This window comes from Erwinia endophytica, from assembly GCF_009295515.1.
In the GTDB taxonomy this organism is placed as follows: domain Bacteria; phylum Pseudomonadota; class Gammaproteobacteria; order Enterobacterales; family Enterobacteriaceae; genus Erwinia; species Erwinia endophytica.
The window spans coordinates 205,871-226,163 of the sequence record NZ_RQVV01000003.1; the positions used below are offsets into that span (position 1 = coordinate 205,871).

The following is a 20,293-nucleotide window of genomic DNA, read 5'->3' on the forward strand; positions in this document are numbered from 1 at the left end:
CTGCACATTATCAGGAAATCAACCCATTCACGGAGGAAGAGAATCATGAGTCAGGCAATTTTGTCAGGGATCCTCTGGCATCTGGTCGGTGCCGCCAGTGCCGCTTGCTTTTACGCCCCGTTCAAAAAGGTTCGCCACTGGTCATGGGAGACCATGTGGGCGGTGGGCGGCTTTATGTCGTGGATCGTGCTGCCATGGGCGGTCAGCGCCATTTTACTACCCGATATATGGCATTATTACCGTTCTTTTTCTCTCTCACAGTGGCTGCCGGTCTTCCTGTTCGGCGCGATGTGGGGGGTGGGTAATATCAATTATGGCCTGACCATGCGTTATCTGGGCATGTCGATGGGGATTGGCATTGCCATCGGTATCACCTTAGTGGTGGGAACGCTGATGACGCCGTTGCTGCAAGGACGGTTTGTCGAATTGTTCAGTTCTGCTGGCGGCCGGTTGACGCTGTCAGGCGTACTGGTCGCATTAGCAGGCGTGGCGATTGTCTCCCGCGCGGGATTACTGAAAGAGCGGGCGATGGGAATTGCCGCTGAAGAGTTTAATTTGCACAAAGGGCTGCTACTGGCCGTTCTGTGCGGCATATTTTCCGCAGGAATGTCCTTTGCGATGAACGCCGCCAAACCCATGCATCATGCCGCGACGGAATCAGGCATTGATCCGCTGTACAGTGCGCTGCCAAGCTATGTGGTTATCATGGGCGGCGGAGCGGTGGTTAATCTCGGTTTCTGCTTTTTCCGCCTCGCTACCCAGGCCAACCTCTCAGTCAGGGCCGATTTTTCAGTCGTAAAATCATTGTTGATAAGCAACGTACTGTTGTCATTGCTCGGCGGGACGATGTGGTATCTGCAATTTTTCTTCTATGCCTGGGGACACGCCCGTATTCCAGCGCAGTACGATTTCATCAGTTGGATGCTGCACATGAGTTTCTATGTGCTGTGCGGTGGTCTGGTCGGGCTGATGCTAAAAGAATGGAAAAACGTCGGGCGTCGTCCGGTGAGTGTACTGTGTGGCGGCTGCGTTATGATTATTATTGCCGCCAATATTGTGGGCATCGGCATGATGTTCTGAATATCATCCGGGGCCATAGTGCAGATACCCTCTGAACAAAACAGTCTTAACGTGGAATGTTATTCATTCTTCCAGACGGCCCCTAGAGGTCATTTTGTCTGATGGCCCGTGGCGACGTGCCGAACTCACGCTTAAACAGGGTAGAAAAGTGATTGCTGTCACCAAATCCGCAATGAAAAGCGATGTCTGTTATTCGCATCTCACTGTGTCGCAGCAGGTGCCGGGCTTGCAACAACCGCAAGCGGTTGAGGTAGCGCTGCGGCGTGCTGCCGGTTTGTTGCTTCATCTGGCGATGCAATGTGCGCAATGAAAGCGAAAAGGTATCCGCCACCACTTCCCAGTCCACTTCTTCGCTGAAATGCTCGGCCAGCCAGTCGAGCAGTCCACGCATCCGGCCATTCTGGTCGTCTCCTGGCTGTTCACTGCAGCCACGGCGTAGCAGGAGCAGCAATTGCATAAAACGCATCTCCTGTTCAGCCTGCACTTCCAGCGTAAACGGCAAGGCGGGTTTTTCCATCTCATTAATTAACAATCTGGCTTTCTCCAGCACTTTATTACTGACGCGCCAGTGGGAAGGGTAATAGCCCTCACATTCCTGTGGTAACAGATGATGGTAGCCAGTAATGAAACGAAACGCCTCCGGGCCGCGAAATAACACATTGGTCAGGAACAACTGGTCGGTTTTCTCGTAAAGATGCCGATCATGGTCGCGTACGAAACAGACGCACCCGCCGCAGAGTGAGCGTGGTTCACCGTTAAAAATATGAACGCCGGCCCCTTGTTCGACGATGACGATTTCATGAAAGTCATCGTGATAATGCTCCGGGAAAGCCACCTGTGGCGTCCGGGGTTCAATCGCCACCGGTCCACCGTCGGAGAAAAAATCCACACTATGCAACACGGTCATGATTTGCTCTCCTTGTCATTTCATTGCAGCGGTCTACTGTCAGATCCTGCCTCTTCGTCCTAAATTCTCGACAGAAAAAGTCGCGCCGCCAACTGATTATTCAATAACTGGTCAGGTGATATACAGAATTGCGCGTCAGGTCACATCCGCTCCCGCCACTGTTAGAAATAAAAACGTGAGCTACTTCACGTTCATCTTTGTGGTGCTGCCAGCCCCCGGCAATGGCTGGCAGTAGCAGGAAGGTACTAAATTTGCTGACTTTTACACTGATGGTATTGAACAGACAGGAAGCCAATGCCATGAGCATGCGAAATTGTATTGCCATTGATCTGGGCGCATCGAGCGGACGTGTAATGCTGGCCCGTTTTGATTCTCGCCGCGGGGAACTTCAGTTGGAGGAAGTTGCCCGCTGTAAAAACAGTCTGGTCACCGTTGATGATCATCAGTGCTGGGATATTGAGGCGCTTGAGACGTTTATCATCGATTCGTTGAACAAGCTGGAGCCACAGGGAATGGCGGTGGACAGTATTGGCATCGATACCTGGGGGGTGGATTACATTCTGCTGGATAAGGCTGGGCAACGTATTGGTCTGCCGATCGCCTACCGCGATGATCGCACCCATGGGGTACTGGAGCGCGCTTGTCAGGAACTGGGACGTGAAACAATCTATCAGCGTACCGGTATTCAATTCTTGCCATTCAATACCCTCTATCAGCTACGCGTATTATGCGAAAGCCAGGCCCCCTGGTTGAATGAGGTGCAGTATGCGCTGATGATCCCCGACTACTTTCATTATCGGCTGACCGGAGAGGCCAACTGGGAATACACCAATGCCACCACGACTCAGTTGCTGAATATTCACAGCGGCGAGTGGGATCCCCTGTTGTTGAAATGGACTGGCGCGAAACCGGACTGGTTCGGTAAACCTTCATCGCCGGGACGAAAAGTCGGCAACTGGCAGACCGCTGCCGGGCGGGATGTGCCGGTGATTGCGGTGGCGACACATGATACCGCCAGTGCGGTATTGGCCGCGCCGCTGGCAGGAAATGATGCCGCCTGGCTTAGTTCGGGCACCTGGTCGCTGATGGGGTTTGAGAGTTTCACGCCCTGTAACGATGAGGCCGCCCTCGCCGCCAATATTACCAATGAAGGTGGTGCTGAAGGGCGTTATCGGGTGTTGAAAAACATTATGGGACTGTGGCTGCTCCAGCGAGTCTGCAGTGAAGAGGCCATTGAGGATCTGCGTACACTGGTAAAAGAGGCTGAAGCTCAGCCAGCCTGCCGTTCGCTGGTTAATCCTAACGACCCACGTTTTATCAATCCAGCCAGCATGGTGCGCGAAATTCAGAAGGCATGTGACGAGCAGGGGATGCCCGTCCCCACAACCATCGCCGCCCTGGCCCGTTGTATTTTTGACAGCCTGGCGCTCTATTACCGCCAGGTGTTGGAAGAGCTGGAGACGGTACGCGGCAGGGCGTTCAATCAACTCCATATCGTTGGCGGTGGGTGCCAGAATCCGCTGTTAAACCAACTGTGTGCCGATGTGTGCGGTATCCCGGTGGTGGCAGGCCCGGTTGAGGCTTCAACCCTGGGCAATATCGGTAGCCAGTTGATTGCCAGTGGTGATGTGCGCGACGTGACCGCATTCCGCCAATTGATCACGCAAAACTTCCGTTTACAGACTTTTACCCCACAAGCCAGTGACGTCTACCGCCAGAATTGGCCACTTTTTCAGTCACTGACACATACCGCTAAGGAGCTATGTATATGACCCGAGCAATCGAACAGATGTTCGAACTGGCGAAACAGCGTTTTGCTGAAGTAGGCATTGATGTCAACGCCGCAATGGCTCAGCTGGATAAGATGCCCATTTCCATGCATTGCTGGCAGGGTGATGATGTTCGTGGCTTTGAAAATCCACAGGGTTCCCTGACGGGCGGTATCCAGGCTACCGGTAACTATCCGGGCAAGGCGCGTAATGCTGTCGAACTGCGTGCCGACCTGGATAAAGCGATGTCGCTGATCCCTGGCCCGAAAAGACTCAATCTGCATGCGATTTATCTGGAAAGCGATACGCCGGTTGCACGGAGCGATATTGAACCGAAGCACTTTGCGCACTGGGTCGAATGGGCCAAAGCCAGACATCTCGGACTGGATTTTAATCCCTCCTGCTTCTCGCATCCGCTAAGTGAAAGTGGCTTTACGCTGTCCAGCGCCAGCAAAGAAATCCGCCAGTTCTGGATTGAACACTGTAAAGCCAGTCGCCGGGTTTCTGCTTCATTCGGCGAACAATTGGGTACTCCTTCAGTGATGAACATCTGGGTACCGGACGGCATGAAAGATCTGACGGTTGATCGTTTCGCGCCACGTCAGCGTCTGATGGATGCGCTGGATGAGGTGATCAGCGAAAAACTGAGCCTGGCCCATCATATTGATGCCGTTGAGAGCAAATTGTTCGGTATCGGCGCTGAAAGTTACACCGTGGGTTCTAATGAGTTTTACCTGGGCTACGCCGCCAGCCGTCAGACCGCGCTGACCCTGGATGCCGGTCATTTCCATCCCACTGAGGTGATTTCCGACAAAATCTCCACCGTCATGCTGTATGTGCCGCGCCTGTTGTTGCACGTCAGTCGTCCGGTACGTTGGGACAGCGACCATGTGGTGTTACTGGATGATGAAACCCAGGCTATCGCCAACGAAATCGTTCGCCAGCGACTGTTTGACAAGGTGCATATCGGTCTGGACTTCTTCGATGCGTCCATCAATCGCATCGCTGCCTGGGTTATCGGTACGCGCAATGCGAAAAAAGCCTTACTCCGTGCGTTGCTGGAACCGGTGGAACAGCTGAAAAAACTGGAACGGGAAGGCGATTACACTTCACGCCTCGCGCTGCTGGAAGAGCAGAAATGCTTGCCGTGGCAGGCGGTGTGGGAGGCTTACTGTCTGCATCACGACGTTCCGGCTGATGCCAGCTGGCTCGGTGAGGTGCGTCATTACGAACAACAAATTCTCAGTAAACGTTAAGGGTGCAACATGCAACACATTCTGACTTCATGGTTTGTCCAGGGAATGGTCAAGGCTACCAGCGATATGTGGCTGAAAGGATGGGACGAGCGCAACGGCGGTAACGTCAGTCTGCGTTTGCTGGATGAAGAGGTAAAACCCTTCGCGCAGGATTTTTATCGTGAACCCCGGACGGTTGAGTTGACGCAGCCGGCGCCAGCATTGGCAAATTGCTGGTTTTTGGTGACAGGTTCAGGAAAATTCTTTCGCAACGTCCAGCTCGATCCTGCGGATAGTCTGGCATTACTGCGGGTCAGTGACGATGGCCGTGCCTACAGTATTTTTTGGGGGCTAAGTAACGGTGGCCTGCCGACCTCTGAGTTGGCTTCACACTTCCAGTCCCACGGCGTGAGAATGAAAGTCAGCAACGGGGCAGACCGCGTGATTATGCACTGCCATGCCACCAACTTTATGTCATTAAGTTATGTGGTGGATTTAGATTCAGCACGTTTCACCCGTCTGTTGTGGGAAGGCAGCACCGAATGTCTGGTGGTGTTCCCGGATGGTGTCGGGATCGTGCCATGGATGGTGCCGGGTACTGATGATATTGGTGATGCAACCGCAGAGAAGATGGCTTCGCACAGTCTGGTCATGTGGCCATTTCATGGCATCTTTGGCGCGGGCCCGACGCTGGACGAAACCTTTGGCTTGATCGATACCGCCGAAAAATCCTCAGAGGTGGTGGTGAAAGTGCTGTCGATGGGCGGGATGAAGCAAAGCATTACCACTCAGGAACTGATTGCGCTGGGCAAACGTTTCAATGTCAAACCGTGGCAGGCGGCACTGGAGGCAAGGCATCCTTATGTTGCGTAAAGCGTTTGTCATGCAGGTTCATCCTGACAAACATCAGGAATACCAGCAACGGCACAATCCCATCTGGCCGGAACTGGCACAAACGCTGAAAGAGCATGGCGCGCATCATTACAGTATTTTTCTTGATGCGCAACGTAACCTGCTGTTTGCCGTGGTATCCATAGAATCGGAAGAACGCTGGAACGCCGTGGCACAAACCGAGGTATGCCAGCGTTGGTGGCGTTCAATGTGTGAACTGATGCCATCAAACGCCGACTGTAGCCCGATAAGCGATGAGCTGTTACCGGTGTTTTATCTGGAGTAAAAAAGCGGGGCGATTGTCGCCCCGTTTTTTAACCGTTAATCCGTAACTGTGGATAACGACGCATACTCCATGCGCACCACGCTAACGAGAGCAAACCGATACTGCCGCCAACATAACCAATATTGGCCATATTCAAATGCAGACTGACCTGATTCCCCAGAAGTGCGCCGCCGCCAATCCCGATATTATAAATCCCGGACAGTAATGACATTGCCACATCGGTAGCATCCGGTGCCAGTGCCAGCACCCGCACCTGAACGGCCAGGCCAATAATCATCATCGACATGCCCCAGATAATGCAGAGTACTGAAATGGCCATACTGTGCGTAGCCGACAGATACAATGCCAGCATACACAGCGAAATTAGCGCAATCGCCCCGAGTAAAAATGTCGCCGGATATTTGTTGCCCAGCGAACTGAACAAAATACTGCCGACAATACCGGCTGCCCCGAATATCAGTAGCAGGAAGGTGGTGAAATTATCCCCCATTGCCGCGACCCCCTGAATAAACGGCTCAATATAGCTATAAGCGGTATAATGGGCCGTCACCACAACGGCAATCAGCAAATAAAGTGCGACCAGAGCAGGGCGCTTAAATAATATCGGCACACTTTTCAGTGAACCAGAGTGTTCGCTTGGCAATGCCGGCAGCAATTTCGCCAAACACAGCATGGTCGCTAACGCCATTACGCCTATTACCCCGAAGGTGCTCCGCCAGCCCAGATATTGGCCGATCAGCCGTCCTATCGGTAAGCCGAGCACCATCGCCAGTGCGGTCCCCGTTGCCAGCATACTTAACGCCTGCGTTTTTTTACCTGGCGGTGCCACACGGATCGCCAGCGAGGCGGTGATTGACCAGAAGATAGCGTGCGCCAGCGCGATGCCAATTCGCGACACCACCAGAATACTGAAGCTCCAGGCAAAAGTGGACAGCGCGTGGCTGGCAATAAACAGCAGGAAGATAGCAATTAACAGAAAACGTCGCTCAACCTGACGGGTCAGCAGCATCATCGGCAACGACATCAGCGCCACCACCCACGCATAGATGGTCAACATCAGTCCGACCTGTGCTGTATTCATAGAAAAACTGGTGGCGATATCGGACAACAGACCAACCGGCACAAATTCGGTGGTATTAAAAATAAAAGCAGCAATGGCTAACATGATGACACGGAGCCATGCGGTTTTGCGTGAGACGGTGGTTGATTGCATTGAAGTTAACAACTTATTAATGTTTGGTTAACTCCGCATTGGGCGGAATTAGAGTAAAGTGCGCATATTGTGTTTTATTTATCGATCAGATGACATCCCCAAAAAACACTTTTTTGTAAATCAGATTATTTGCCCCGCAAATGGCTCTTCATCTTGTTTGACTGATGATGAGTGCGGTTTTGAAAGTAAAAAAACGGCCAGGTTGATCGCTACAATATTCTGATTTTGCTGTGACACGGACACTATCGATCCTCATTGTCAGCTTAAGCTCGTAACACTTTCTTACCGATTCACACTGTGCAGCATCCTGCGACTCAGGCATTTCGCGGCATATTACGCTACCGTGGATAGTTGACAGTGGCCGCCGCGCCACCCCTGTAACCTTTATTTATAAGGATGACACTTGATGAATCAACGTCCCTCTGTCGCGGTATTGGGATTGGGCATGATGGGTCATGCGTTTGCCGCCAACTTGCTGAAGAATGGTTTTACCACCTATGGCTGGAATCGTACCAAAGCACGAGGTGAAGACCTGAAAAGTGCGGGCATGCAACTGACTGACAACCCGGAAGAGGCGGTTAAGCAAGCCGATGTCGTGATTACCATGTTGGCGGATGCCGCAACCACGGAAAATGTACTGAAACAGGCCTTGTCTTCATTGAAGCCAGGGGCGATTGTGACGCAAATGGGGACTATCGGTGTGGAATCGACCACCACATTGCTTGCCACATTTCGCGAACTGCGTCCTGATGTGGTTTTTCTTGACGCGCCGGTTTCCGGTACTAAAACTCCCGCGGAAAATGCCCAGATAGTGGTGTTGGCAAGTGGTGATCGTGAACGAGCCAAAGCGATAGAGCCTGTTTTTGCCGCGATTGCTAAAGGAACAAAATGGCTGGGGGAGGCGGGGGCAGCATCACGCATGAAACTGGTAGTGAACGCGTGGTTAATGTCCATGGTACAGGGACTGTCGGAAAGTACCCAAATAGCTCATGAGTTGGGATTCACGCCGGAGGAATTCTGGAGCGTACTGGACGGTGGCCCACTGGCCGTACCTTACGTCAAAGGGAAACTCGACATGATCGGCGGAGGTGACTACGAACCGCAAATGCATCTGGCCTGGGCGTTGAAAGACGTCAAACTGGCGTTGGCGGCCGCGCCGAACAGTCAACTCCCGGGACTGAAGTTGATTTCAGACGTCTGGCAGAATGCAGTCGATAGCGGCTACGGCGAGAAAGATCTCTCGGTTATCTACCAATATTTAATGGAAAAAAAACAATAGAGGCTGGCTGGTCGGTCATTGACCGACTGGCATAAATCATCTATTTTTCAGTGTAATAAGGGGAAAAGCAGTAATCGCTTAAGGCGAATCTTCTAAAGTGCAACTATATTTGTTATATTAATTAAACATTTTTCAATACTTTACTGATTTTTAATGCTTTTTAAGACCACCCTGCCAAGGGTGATGCGCAGCCAAAAGCAAGGATCCGAACATGCTTGATATTCGTTTCCCTACGGCCTTACAAATGGTGCTCAGTGTGGCCTATGCGGAGCGGGAAGGTAAACGCAGCACCAGTAAAACTCTGGCAACAGGCCTTGAGGCTAACCCCAGTTTCGTCCGTAAGATGATGGTGCCGCTGACCCGTGACGGTATCATTGTTTCAACGTTGGGCCGCAGCGGAACCATCCGACTGGGACGGCCGGCGGAAGCAATTACACTCTGTGACATCTATATGTCGGTACTGGAAGATAAACCATTGCTGGCAGGGCGGCCTGAAGTTCCGGCACGTTGTCTGGTCAGCGCCAACACCTGTTGGTTCTTTAAAGAACTGGCGCGAGAGGCTGAGCAGGCCTCGATGAATGTGCTGGCCAGGCGCACAGTAGCCGATGCGTTGAAAGAGATTTACGAGCGGGATCGCCGCTGTCCTGAAGATCGTCGCGAGACGCCAAAAGAGGCGGAAAACGCCGAATAGTGCTTCATTTCCTCCTGAAAGAAAAACCGGCTATCTGATGATGTCCCGGTTTTTTTTATGTCCTGAAATGTCCGCCGCCTTTCTTCTATTTGAGCCATCAATAAACCACAGGTTGCGCGACCTCAGTTTCTCTGACGGTATCAATCGCGATGGTCATGAATCGCATTAAATGCAACAATTAAACTTGCATTTAATACAAGGGCGTTCTACGGTAGGTAAGTGCACTTGTTAAAGTTACTTTTACTCAGCTTGCGGTAAAAGGTCAAGATAAGAAAAGGTTGTGACTATATAAGCGTTAAGGGGAAACCATGAGTCATGATGATTTTATTAACGATCTTGTAACGTGGATCGACACTCATATTGAAGGGAAGATGGACCTGGATACCGTCGCCCGACGTGCTGGTTATTCAAAATGGCACCTTCAGAGAATGTTCAAGCAACATACTGGCTACGCGCTGGGTGAGTATATTCGAGCCCGGCGTCTGAAAAAATCGGCTGAACGTCTCGCTCAGGGAGGAGAACCAATTCTGGATGTTGCTATTTCTTTTGGTTTCGACTCCCAACAGTCGTTTAACCGCAGCTTTAAACGCCAGTTCGGGCAATCTCCGGGGGCCTGGCGTCGTCAGGTTCAGGTCAGCGCCTGCTCTTAACTGTCTTAAAGCGGGCTAAAGCCCGCTGTGAGTGATATACCGGATTCTCCACCTCACGACATTCAATCACACGACAGGTAACCCGACAGACATGCCGTCAGTAACGAAAGCCCCATAGCAATGACTCAGCATTAATTCTGATGGCGTTGTATACTGCCTGAATTGCAATAAGTTTTAAACAATTCAGGCAGGTATCGTGATGGAAATATGGAAAATGAATAAGCAGGGGATCTGCGCAGCGGTCAGCTATATGCTGATTTTACTCGCACTGTTTTTAATCTTTCCTCTGCGGCTGCTGCCTTGTTTTCTGGCAGGTTTTATTGTTTATGAAACCATTCTGGCGCTGACGCCCTGGGTGGAAAGACTGGTTAAAGGTCCACTGGCCCGCTGGATAATTATCTTATTCCTGACGGTGTTGGTATTGCTGTCGCTGGTGTTCGGCATCACCAAACTGATCGGTTTCCTACTGCATGACTTCCAGAACCCAGAAGCCTTCCATGCCACTGCCAGCAAATTGTTGGAAGATGCACAGCGCACACTGTCACCCGTGGTGACTCGCTATTTGCCTGCAGATATTGATGAGTTACAGCATCAGGTGGTGACCTGGCTGCGTGAACATCTGGTCGTTGTACAAACCTTTGGCCGCACTGCCGCGCACACCTTCGCAACCATGCTGATTGGTATGCTGCTTGGTGCCATTATTTCGCTGCGCGGCGGCGAGGGCAACCAGACGAATATGCCGTTAACGCATGCCATGTTTGAACGGCTGGGCAGGCTGGCGGATGCCTTCCACAACGTGGTTTTTGCGCAAATTAAAGTTTCGTTGGTTAATACTGTACTAACCAGCGGTTTCCTGTTTGGTGTCTTGCCGCTGTTCGGGCTGCATTTTCCGTTTGCCAAGACAGTGGTGGTGCTGACCTTTATCGCCGGGCTGTTGCCAATCATCGGCAATCTGATTTCCAACACCGTGATTGTGTTGATTGGCTTGTCGATTTCATTGAAGGCGGCTCTGATTGCGCTGATCTTCCTGATGTTGGTGCACAAACTGGAATATTTTATTAACGCCCGCATTTTTGGTACGCGGATTAATGCCAAAACCTGGGAAATCCTGCTGGTGATGCTGGTCTTTGAATCCGCTTTTGGTCTCGCCGGCGTCGTTGCAGCCCCAGTTTATTATGCTTATCTGAAAAGCGAACTACGTTACGCGAAGTTGATCTGAGCGGCCTGATTTGGCGCCCCGCATGCGCTGGCGTCTTTCAGACTGGGAATCAAGGGCTTTGGTCGTGAGACGCTGGACGTTAATCCAGTCCTCAGGGTAATATTCCGCGATGAATAAAAAACTTATCATCGCGGCGATTTTTGCCATTGTGGCCGTCGCCGCCGGATTACGTCATCCGGCAAAACACACTTCACTTCCGCAGACTACCGGCGAGAATCGTCCCCACGATGCCGCCAGTAGTCGTATTTCCCGTCAGACGGAGACACTTTCCAACCGCGATATCAGCGTTCTCACCCAGCAGCAAAAGGTGGCTGATTATCTTCATCAGCACCAGCGTCTACCTGCTTATTACCTGCGAAAAAATGAGGCGAGAAAGCAGGGATGGGATCCAGCCAGCGGCAATCTCTGTAATATCTTGCCTGGACGCGCTATCGGCGGTGATCATTTTTCTAACCGGGAAAACGTGCTGCCTGATCAACCAGGGCGCCGCTGGTTTGAAGCGGATGTCAACTATCAGTGCGGTCATCGCGGCAGCGACAGAATGCTCTATTCCAGTGACGGATTGATTTACGTCACCCATGATCATTATCGTCACATGGAGCAGATTTACTGAAATGAAAACGGTCAGCTTTGATTTCAACACGATTCCCAATGTTGCGGAATTTTATCGGCAGTTCGCCCTTAAATTTGCGATCAAAATCGATTTTGGCGCTAATCTCGATGCACTCTGGGATGCGCTGACCGGCATGATTGGACTTCCTGTCCAGGTCACATTGCTTCATCTGGCTGAGCAGGACAATGCTGCGCAGTTTACCGAGGTCATTGCGGTTATGCAGCAGGCGGAACAGGAACTGAACGGCGCATTCCGCGTTATTTTCGCCCCCAAATAATCCCCTGATGCCGTCTCCCGGTAGCCCCATTGCTCCCGAACAGGGAAGGGGCTTTTTGAATCGTGCTCACACTGGCGAGCTGAACACTTGCCTGCTTTCGCCAGTAATCCGGCTGACTGAACACCCACCGCTGTTTGCAGACGGCTGGAGTGATACGGAATAAATATCGTTAACCGCTTTCAGTCAGATCAAAATACTGGCATTGATTTCCATCCGGCCCGTTTCTCTACCGCTCGTTAGAACCCGCTATCGGTAAGGACAGTGTGTCTTTGCTGCCTCAATACAATGAATTTTCCCGATGCGGTAAAGAATAAGATTTGCTTATTTCATGACTATTTTCTCCATAATCCAGGATAATCAACGCATTTCGCCACCATAATCCATGTAGACAAAAGGTGTACAAATAGAATACAAAAACAGGGAAGGGTAAAAAAATATGCAGTACGGGGGTGGGAATGAAAGCAACGGTATTAACCCCAGCCAATGACCAGTCGTTAACGCAAAATGCTTTTGACGCCGTACTGCAGATGATTCAGCTCGGTACGCTGGCCAATGGCGATGTGGTTAACGAACGCCGGCTGGCGGAACAACTTGGCCTGTCGCGTACGCCAGTACGTGAGGCGCTCGGACGGCTGGAAGGTCGCCATTATCTTCGCCGATCTGGCCGGACGCTGCTGGTTAACGGCGTGGAGTTGAGTGAAATTCTGGAAATTATGTCAGTACGCTGTTTGCTGGAAGCCGATGCTGCCCGTAACGCGGCAGGCAAAATGCCGCCAGCCAGGCTGGCCATTATTCGCCAACAGTTGATGGAAATGGACCAACCTGAGCAGGTAACGGCGACCCGCCACTGGCAAATCGACGACTTTTTGCATCTCAGCATCGCGGAGACCAGCGGCAATAAGTTGTTGTTGCGTCTGATCGATGAACTGCGTACTCGCACCAGAATGTTTGGTAAAGAGACGGTGCCGGCGCGCTTTGAACCGGGACGTCACGAACACCTGGCCATCATCGACGCGATTGAGGCGGGTGACGGCGAGCGGGCAGCACAGGCGATGATCAGTCATATCGAAGCCGCGCGCCTCGCGATATTTCAGTCGGTTACCGGCGGCGCGTTGCGCTGATGGCCTGTCAACCAGCACCAGGAGGTCTCGATGGGGCGCAAACGTTTGCTTTATCTCCATAATGGTCGAACGCAACACACCATAGCCCGTCTGGACGAGCGTTTTGAGTCATGGGGGTTGGAGGTTGATCGTTATTGGGCTTACCAGAACCAATTTCCCGCTGACTTGACCGCTTATGACGGTATTTTTCTCTCTGGTAGCCCGCACGGTGCTTATGAGGATATTCCCTTTATTCATCGGGAGCATCAGTTAATCAACCAGGCCGCCGAATTGGGCATTCCTATCTTAGGAATCTGTTTTGGCAGCCAGATCCTCGCGTCGGCCTTGTGCGGTCGGGATCAGGTTTTCCGCCGCGCCAACTGCGAAATCGGCAATAAATGGCTACAGGCTACGCCAGCGGCGGCTGATGATGTCATTGCCTCCGGCATCGTGCCGCAGGTGTATATGTTTGTCTGGCACAACGACGAAGTGCGCGCCACTCATCCGGATATGACCGTCCTGGCTTCCAGCGATCAATGTCCCAACCAGATTTGGCGTTATAAAGACCAGCCCATTTGGGGGATCCAGGGCCATCCTGAAATTACCTTACAACAGGCACCGCTGTGGTTTGAGCAGAATCGCGCCACCATGGAACGCGATGGGGCCGATATTGATCAACTGATCGCCACGGCAGATGAAGCGGTAGCTGCCAAGTCCATGCTCAGCCGCTTTGCTGCGTTTATCTCCAGCTAGCAGTTTATCGTCCGGGCCCCCTCCGGGAACGAAGTCTGTCAATTAATGAAGGAAGAGAGGTGATGGCAAGATTGCAGGTAAAATACCCCAATGTGCTGGCCGCTTGCACAGTAGTCGTCTCATTGTTACTACCGTTAAGCGCCACCGCTGATGAAATGACCTTCGCCAGTTGGGGGGGCGCTTATCAGGATGGCATCCGCGCGGCGTGGATAAAACCTTTCACGCAGGAAACCGGCATTCAGGTTGTCGAGGATACCAATCCGCTTATCGCGCGGATCAAAGCGATGGTGGATACCCATAATGTGCAGTGGGATGTGGTCACCGCAGGGGGAGCCAGCCTGATGCAAGGGGCGAAAAGTGGTTTGTTCGAGAAAATCACCCCCGATAAGGTTGATGAAAGCAATGTCCTGCCCGCTGCGCGTAATGATTATGGCGTCCCATCGGAAATATTCTCCACGGTCATTGGCTATTCAACGAAGGCCTTTCCCAATGGCGGCCCGAAAACCTTCGCCGATTTCTGGAACGTTAAAAAATTCCCCGGTAAACGCACGCTGCCGGATAAGCCGGATACAGTACTGGAAGCCGCATTACTGGCTGATGGCGTAGCGCCAGCCGATGTATATAAAACGCTGGATACCCCGGCGGGGATGAAACGCGCATTAGATAAGATCCGCCAGATAAGACCTTATGTCGCAATGTGGTGGTCGTCAGGCGCCCAACCCGTACAAGCGTTGGGCAGTGGTGATGTGGTCATGGCGCTGGGCTGGAATGGTCGTTTTCAGGCCGGTATCGATGACGGTCTGCCCATTGCCATGTCCTGGGGGCAGTCGGTAGCTCAGGTAGGTTATTTTATGATAGTCAAAGGCGCGCCGGATAAGGCGCAGGCGGTTAAATTCCTCAACTACATCATCCGTCCGGAAGTTCAGGCCCGCTTCAGTAAATACGTGGCTTACGGCCCGGTCACCCCCAAATCGATTCCGTTAATCGACAAATCGCGTCTTGACCGATTGCCCTCAACGCCTGAGCGTTTATCCAACGCCTTGTTTATGAATATTGACTGGTGGGCAGCCCATTCCCTGGCGGCAGGCGAAGCCTATAACACCGCGATGCAGCAATAGTTTTATCCGTAAGCATGACCCGCCCAGCGCGTGGCCAATCAATCAAAGAGGTATCAGCGATGGTGGAAACCAATTACTGGTTTGAAAAAGCCGAATATGACCAGCGACTGGCGCGGGTACAGCTGCAGTTAGTGGAAAAGGGCTATGACGCCTTGCTGGCGTTTATGCCGGAAAGTGTGACCTGGCTGACGGGATTTTTCACCCGCGCCTACTCATCGTTTCAGTTTGCCATTATCCCGGCAAGTGGCGAGCCGACGGTTATCTGTCGCGACGTGGAAGCCTATTACCTCGACAGCACCTGCATCTATGCTGATCGGGTGATGTGGAGCGATAGCGATGATAAAACCACCGTCGCGGTACAGGCGATCCGTTCCCGACTCGGTCATTCGCCTCGACTGGCAGTGGAAATGGGCGCATGGCCGCTGTCGGTGGCGCGATTCCATGGTATTCAGGCCGGTCTGCCCGCGGCGTTAATGATGGATGAAAGCCAACTGGTGACCCGGATGCGATTTATAAAGTCTGCGGCGGAAATCAACTATCAGCGGCGGGCCGCCCGGGCTGCAGAGGCGGGGATGACGGCGGCGATCAATGCGGCACAACCCGGTGTCAGTGAACGCGAAATGGCGGCGGAAATCTGTCGCGCCATGATCCGTGCTGGCAGTGATCTACCAGGACCTGGCGTGATGTCGTCTGGGGAGCGGGCTTATCATTTACATGGCGGTTACAGTGATCGTGTACTGGCTCGCGGGGATATTGTGCAGATTGAAACCACGCCCAATGTGCGGCATTACCATGCCCGTTTTATGCGGCCGATCCGGGTGGCTCAGGCTAGCGAAGAAGACCTGTGGGCGGTAGAAAAACTGATTGCTATACAGGATGCGGCACTGGCGGAAGTGCGGCCCGGTGTGGCTGCTGCCGTACCGGATTCTGTCTATCGCGAGGGCATACTGGCTGCTGGATTACGTGAAACCTATACCAATAAAACCTTCTATTCTGTCGGCCTGCTGTTGGCCCCCAGCGGCGGCGAACCGCTGGAAGCGGCACCCGGTTGTAGCTGGCATTTTTCGCCGGGTATGACCTTTCATACTTATGTACTGGCGCGTGGTTTCGGGATGTCTGAAACCATTGCCATTACTCACGATGGTTACGAGCGATTAACACAATTTACGCGGCAGCTGTTTATCAGTTAACCCGCCATCATCGGGATACTCATCACATCATCGGTACGAATGCCTGAACACAACGCATGGGGAGCTTATGTCGACGATAACGCTGAGTGCGGCGGAAGAGGAAAGGGGGATGCGCCGCTTTTCCCGTTTGGTACTGCTAACCCTGCCGCTGCTGATTTTCCTGGCACTGTTTTTTTTCTGGCCAATTATGGGGTTGCTTAAACAGGGCTTTTACAGTCAGGGCGCATTGTCAGCGGATAACTATCTTCGCCTGCTAAAGGTGCCTGTTTATCGGGTTGTGTTACAAAATACCTTTGTTATTGCCGCGGCGGTGACTTGCAGTTGCGTGATCATGAGCTATCCGCTGGCTTATCTGATGGCCACGGTCAGGCCCGCGTTGTCGAAACTCTTGTTTTTTGCCGTGCTACTGCCATTCTGGTCCAGCGCGCTGGTGCGAACGTCAGCCTGGGTTGCGCTGTTACAGCAAAACGGACCACTGAATACGCTGCTTATCACGACCCGTCTGATCGATCATCCTGTCGCCTTTCTCTATAACTTTACCGGCGTCTTGATTGGTATGACTCATGTCCTGATGCCCTTTGTGGTGTTGCCGCTGTACGCGTCATTCCGTGCGCTGGACAACTCGCTGGTGCAGGCGGCTCAGAGTCTGGGAGCCGACTCGATTGGCATTTTCACCCGGGTGATTTTACCGCTGACCCGGCCTGGCGTGGTGGCCGGCGCCATTATCGTTTTTATGAACGCGGTAGGGTATTACATCACACCATCACTGATGGGCGGCCCGGCACAACGCATGATTGCCGAGCTTATCTCACATAATATCAGTGATGAACTGAACTGGGGCATCGCTGCCGCACTGGCGGGGGTATTGCTGCTGACCACGCTGTTCACGCTGTGGTTGTTCAACCGTCTTTTCGGCCTGGATAAACTGATGGGCGGCCCGGCGGCGGGCAAGGGGAACCCGCCCGCCCGCATCCGACGCACCCGCGGCGGGCGGCTCAGCGCTCTGGCGGGTCTGCTGTGCGCCGCGTTCCTGCTGGTGCCGATCCTGGTGGTTATCCCAATCAGTTTCGGCACCAGTAGCTTTCCGACTTTTCCGCCTGCAGAGTACGGCATCCGCTGGTACCGCAATTTTTTTCAAGACCCCAAATGGATGGGGGCATTGTGGCAAAGCATTGAGGTCGGCGTTGTGGTTACCCTGATCTCAACGTTGCTGGGCGCCTCTGCCGCCCTGGGTGTATACAAAATGCGTTCAGCCCGCAAGGGGATTCTGGAAATATTATTTATCATCCCGATGGCTGTGCCAGCGATTATCACCGCCGTGGCGCTGTATTATCTGTGCGGCCCATTGGGGCTTATCAATAATTCAGTGGCGTTAATCATCGGTCATACGGTGATGGCCACGCCTTATACCTACATTACTCTGCGCGCTGCGCTACAAAGTTTTGATCCCAATCTGGAACTGGCGGCACTCAGCCTGGGGGCCAACTGGCGACAAATGTTCAGACGAGTGATGTTTCCTGCTCTGGTGCCAGGTTTGATCGGCGGGGCGGTGTTTGCCTTTATCACCTCGTTTGACGATGTGGTAATGGCTTTATACCTGACCACACTGCGTAACCGCACATTGCCCAAATTGATGTATGAAGGATTGTCGTTAGATTTCGACCCGACGGTCATTTCCGCCTCCTGTGTGTTGATCGCCGCTACCGCGTTAATGTTAATCGCCCACAGTTTGTTCGGTCGTCATGGAGAAAAGCATGCAACAACAACAAGGTAAAGATGTCACGCTGGCGGGGATCCGCAAAACCTATGGTGAAGTTATCGCTCTGCCACATGTTGATCTGTCGGTACGACGCGGTGAGTTTTGCACCCTGTTGGGCGCCTCCGGCTCAGGAAAAACAACCTTGTTGAAGATTATCGCTGGGTTTGAAAAACCAGATCAGGGCAGCGTCTATATCGCCGGCAAAAATGTCAGTCGGACACCAATAGCTGAACGCAATATCGGTATGGTATTCCAGAACTACGCGCTGTTTCCGCATATGTCAGTGTTTGAAAATGTCGCTTTTCCATTGCGTATGCGGCGGCTGGCCGAAGAGGATATTAAACGTAAGGTCAGTGAAACCCTGGCGCTGGTCAGTCTGGAGCATTATCACACACGTTTACCGGGAGAACTGTCCGGAGGCCAACAGCAACGTACCGCGCTGGCGCGGGCATTGGTCTTTAATCCCGATATTTTGCTGATGGATGAGCCATTAGGCGCCCTGGATAAAAATCTGCGTCAGTCGATCCAGTTACAAATTAAACAACTGCATCAGGAACTGGGCCTGACCGTGGTATTCGTCACGCATGATCAAGAGGAGGCGATGAATCTGTCCGATACCATTGTGATTATGGAAAACGGCAGCATCGTCGAATCCGGCGCACCGGAAACGCTGTACCGTCAGCCAGGCAGCCCGTTTGTCGCGGGTTTCCTGGGCGAGTGCAATTTTATCCGTCAGGACGGTGGCGGCATGGTGGGTATCCGACCCGAACATCTGTTGGTCGGCCGCCAGGGGCAGTTGGCGGTGCAACATCATCAGGGCGAAATCCAGCAGGCAACCTTCTGCGGTTTACACTGGAAATTGTTCATTGCTTCGTTGGGACAAACCATTATCGCTTATGCTCCGCCTGATATTTCACCGCCTGAACGTACGCCGGGACACATCGTCGACTGGGGATTTCAGCCAGCGGACACCATGGTATTTCAACCGGATATGTCTGCCTGATCGGTGGACGACAATGACTCTTTTTATCACGCAGGAAGGCAGCGATGACCAATAAACTCGATGAACAGGCGCGCGGCGTCTATATCATTTCAGCCACGCCGTTTACCGATAATGGTGAACTGGATTTAGACAGTACCGATAGCCTGACCGATTTTTATCTGCAACAGGGCGTCAGCGGCATCACGATTCTCGGCATGATGGGCGAGGCGCCCAAGCTGACGGACGAAGAGTCATTGCTTTTTATGCGCCGGGTGTTGGCACGGGTTAATGGGCAGGTGCCTGTGGTGGTGGGCGTCAGTCATGCCTCACATCGCCATGTACAGCGTCTGAGCCATACCGCGATGGAACGGGGTGCCGCAGGGGTGATGTTGGCGCCAGTGCCGGGCCTTAAAACCGACGATCAGGTAAGCCAGTACTATCTGACGGTGGCAAAACTGTTGGGAAATGACGTACCGGTCTGTTTACAGGATTTTCCACAGTCTACGGGGGTACATACTTCCGTGGCGGTTATCCTGCGTTTGATTGAGCTTCTGCCGCAACTGGTGATGCTGAAACATGAAGATTTGCCAGGACTGCGTAAGCTCAGTCAGGTACGGCAACAAAGCACGGCGCAAGGCCTGAGGCGTATCAGCATTCTGGCGGGTAATGGCGGGTTGTTTTTGCCCCAGGAAATGCGCCGTGGCGCGGATGGCGCGATGACCGGATTCGCTTATCCGGAAATGTTGGTGCAGGTCTGTGCGCTATTCCTGGCAGGTAAACCCGAAGAAGCCGAGGATTTATTTGATATCTACCTGCCGTTGCTGCGTCATGAATTCCAGTACGGTATCGGTTTAGCACTGCGCAAAGAAACCCTGCGTCGTCGGGGCGTGATCCGCTGTGCGACGGTACGTCAGCCTGGCCCGGTACTGGATAACGATGACCTGCGCGAACTGGAGCAACTGATCGCGCGTCTTGAACTGCGGCTACGGGAACATGAACCCGCCTGACTTTTGATTTAATATTTCCGCGCCGGATGGCCGCGCTTTTGCGCCGGGGCTCTTGAGAATAAGGGCCAGGCCATTGGTACAGGGAATCATACGGACTAATTCGTATCAAAAATAGCCAAACTGTGATCAGATGAAAATACTCTCCTTAACATTGATTAAGTTATGGCTGAATTTTTCATAACAATTTATTAGCAATAAAAGCTAAAGCATGAAACATAAAAAAGGTGTTTAGTCGCTCTGTCAGTACTGATCATCAGGCTGGAATCTTCCGGAG

The 20,293-nt window shown here is 52.5% G+C and carries 21 protein-coding genes; 18 read left to right on the forward strand and 3 right to left on the reverse strand.

Features of this window, described 5'->3' with window-relative positions:
- The first annotated feature begins 45 nt into the window (after positions 1–45).
- Positions 46–1,080: an L-rhamnose/proton symporter RhaT gene (rhaT, locus tag EH228_RS01155; protein WP_152319872.1), complete on the forward strand. Its 1,035-nt coding sequence runs from the start codon at positions 46–48 to the stop codon at positions 1,078–1,080.
- Between the two features lie 82 nt (positions 1,081–1,162).
- Here the strand turns inward: rhaT and rhaS are convergent, their stop codons facing one another.
- Together rhaS and EH228_RS01165 are read right to left on the reverse strand one after the other, a co-directional pair.
- Complete coding sequence (rhaS, locus tag EH228_RS01160) at positions 1,163–1,987, reverse strand: HTH-type transcriptional activator RhaS (RefSeq protein WP_152319873.1); 825 nt, start codon at positions 1,985–1,987, stop codon at positions 1,163–1,165.
- A gap of 100 nt (positions 1,988–2,087) precedes the next feature.
- A complete protein-coding gene (locus EH228_RS01165) occupies positions 2,088–2,294 on the reverse strand; it encodes a hypothetical protein (RefSeq protein WP_152319874.1) in 207 nt (68 codons plus the stop codon).
- Here EH228_RS01165 and rhaB point away from each other — a divergent pair.
- The 4 genes from rhaB to rhaM are packed head-to-tail and all read left to right on the forward strand — an operon-like array spanning position 2,287 to position 6,168.
- Positions 2,287–3,759: a rhamnulokinase gene (rhaB, locus tag EH228_RS01170; RefSeq protein WP_152319875.1), complete on the forward strand. Its 1,473-nt coding sequence runs from the start codon at positions 2,287–2,289 to the stop codon at positions 3,757–3,759. The genes EH228_RS01165 and rhaB overlap by 8 nt on opposite strands.
- A complete protein-coding gene (locus EH228_RS01175; protein ID WP_152319876.1) occupies positions 3,756–5,012 on the forward strand; it encodes an L-rhamnose isomerase in 1,257 nt (418 codons plus the stop codon). The genes rhaB and EH228_RS01175 overlap by 4 nt, the downstream gene beginning before the upstream one ends.
- Positions 5,013–5,021: 9 nt before the next feature.
- On the forward strand, positions 5,022–5,864 hold the full coding sequence (gene rhaD, locus EH228_RS01180; RefSeq protein WP_152319877.1) for a rhamnulose-1-phosphate aldolase: 843 nt from the start codon (positions 5,022–5,024) through the stop codon (positions 5,862–5,864).
- Positions 5,854–6,168, forward strand: coding sequence for an L-rhamnose mutarotase (rhaM, locus tag EH228_RS01185; RefSeq protein ID WP_152319878.1), 315 nt, complete (start codon positions 5,854–5,856; stop codon positions 6,166–6,168). Before rhaD ends, rhaM begins: the two co-directional genes overlap by 11 nt.
- Positions 6,169–6,196: 28 nt before the next feature.
- Here rhaM and EH228_RS01190 read toward each other — a convergent pair whose 3' ends face one another.
- Positions 6,197–7,381 (reverse strand): sugar transporter, encoded by a 1,185-nt coding sequence (locus EH228_RS01190; RefSeq protein WP_152319879.1) that lies wholly within the window; start codon positions 7,379–7,381, stop codon positions 6,197–6,199.
- A 406-nt stretch (positions 7,382–7,787) separates the two neighbouring features.
- On the opposite strand from EH228_RS01190, the gene EH228_RS01195 reads away from it, so the two are divergent.
- The 13 genes from EH228_RS01195 (at position 7,788) to EH228_RS01255 (ending at position 20,019) form a co-directional block, all read left to right on the forward strand.
- Positions 7,788–8,660, forward strand: coding sequence for an NAD(P)-dependent oxidoreductase (locus tag EH228_RS01195; protein WP_152319880.1), 873 nt, complete (start codon positions 7,788–7,790; stop codon positions 8,658–8,660).
- 211 nt (positions 8,661–8,871) lie between these two features.
- Positions 8,872–9,351: an RrF2 family transcriptional regulator gene (locus EH228_RS01200; RefSeq protein ID WP_152319881.1), complete on the forward strand. Its 480-nt coding sequence runs from the start codon at positions 8,872–8,874 to the stop codon at positions 9,349–9,351.
- Between the two features lie 308 nt (positions 9,352–9,659).
- Positions 9,660–10,001, forward strand: a complete 342-nt coding sequence (locus tag EH228_RS01205; RefSeq protein ID WP_152319882.1) for a helix-turn-helix domain-containing protein — start codon at positions 9,660–9,662, stop codon at positions 9,999–10,001.
- A 199-nt stretch (positions 10,002–10,200) separates the two neighbouring features.
- The gene (locus EH228_RS01210; protein WP_152319883.1) at positions 10,201–11,220 is read left to right on the forward strand and encodes an AI-2E family transporter; all 1,020 of its coding nucleotides are present in this window, start codon (positions 10,201–10,203) and stop codon (positions 11,218–11,220) included.
- A 109-nt stretch (positions 11,221–11,329) separates the two neighbouring features.
- Complete coding sequence (locus EH228_RS01215) at positions 11,330–11,833, forward strand: ribonuclease domain-containing protein (protein WP_152319884.1); 504 nt, start codon at positions 11,330–11,332, stop codon at positions 11,831–11,833.
- 1 nt (position 11,834) lies between these two features.
- On the forward strand, positions 11,835–12,110 hold the full coding sequence (locus EH228_RS01220; protein WP_152319885.1) for a barstar family protein: 276 nt from the start codon (positions 11,835–11,837) through the stop codon (positions 12,108–12,110).
- Positions 12,111–12,565: 455 nt separating this feature from the next.
- Positions 12,566–13,231 carry a GntR family transcriptional regulator gene (locus tag EH228_RS01225; protein WP_152319886.1) on the forward strand — a complete coding sequence of 222 codons (666 nt, stop codon included), beginning with the start codon at positions 12,566–12,568 and terminating at the stop codon, positions 13,229–13,231.
- A 30-nt stretch (positions 13,232–13,261) separates the two neighbouring features.
- Entirely contained in the window at positions 13,262–13,963 is a 702-nt protein-coding gene (locus tag EH228_RS01230) for a type 1 glutamine amidotransferase (protein WP_152319887.1), read from the forward strand.
- Positions 13,964–14,025: 62 nt separating this feature from the next.
- The gene (locus tag EH228_RS01235) at positions 14,026–15,081 is read left to right on the forward strand and encodes an ABC transporter substrate-binding protein (RefSeq protein WP_152319888.1); all 1,056 of its coding nucleotides are present in this window, start codon (positions 14,026–14,028) and stop codon (positions 15,079–15,081) included.
- A gap of 59 nt (positions 15,082–15,140) precedes the next feature.
- On the forward strand, positions 15,141–16,271 hold the full coding sequence (locus tag EH228_RS01240; protein WP_152319889.1) for a M24 family metallopeptidase: 1,131 nt from the start codon (positions 15,141–15,143) through the stop codon (positions 16,269–16,271).
- Positions 16,272–16,338: 67 nt separating this feature from the next.
- Positions 16,339–18,045 carry an ABC transporter permease subunit gene (locus EH228_RS01245; RefSeq protein WP_240116203.1) on the forward strand — a complete coding sequence of 569 codons (1,707 nt, stop codon included), beginning with the start codon at positions 16,339–16,341 and terminating at the stop codon, positions 18,043–18,045.
- Complete coding sequence (locus EH228_RS01250; protein ID WP_152319890.1) at positions 18,026–19,033, forward strand: ABC transporter ATP-binding protein; 1,008 nt, start codon at positions 18,026–18,028, stop codon at positions 19,031–19,033. Before EH228_RS01245 ends, EH228_RS01250 begins: the two co-directional genes overlap by 20 nt.
- A 44-nt stretch (positions 19,034–19,077) precedes the next feature.
- Positions 19,078–20,019: a dihydrodipicolinate synthase family protein gene (locus EH228_RS01255; protein WP_152319891.1), complete on the forward strand. Its 942-nt coding sequence runs from the start codon at positions 19,078–19,080 to the stop codon at positions 20,017–20,019.
- Positions 20,020–20,293 lie beyond the last annotated feature (274 nt).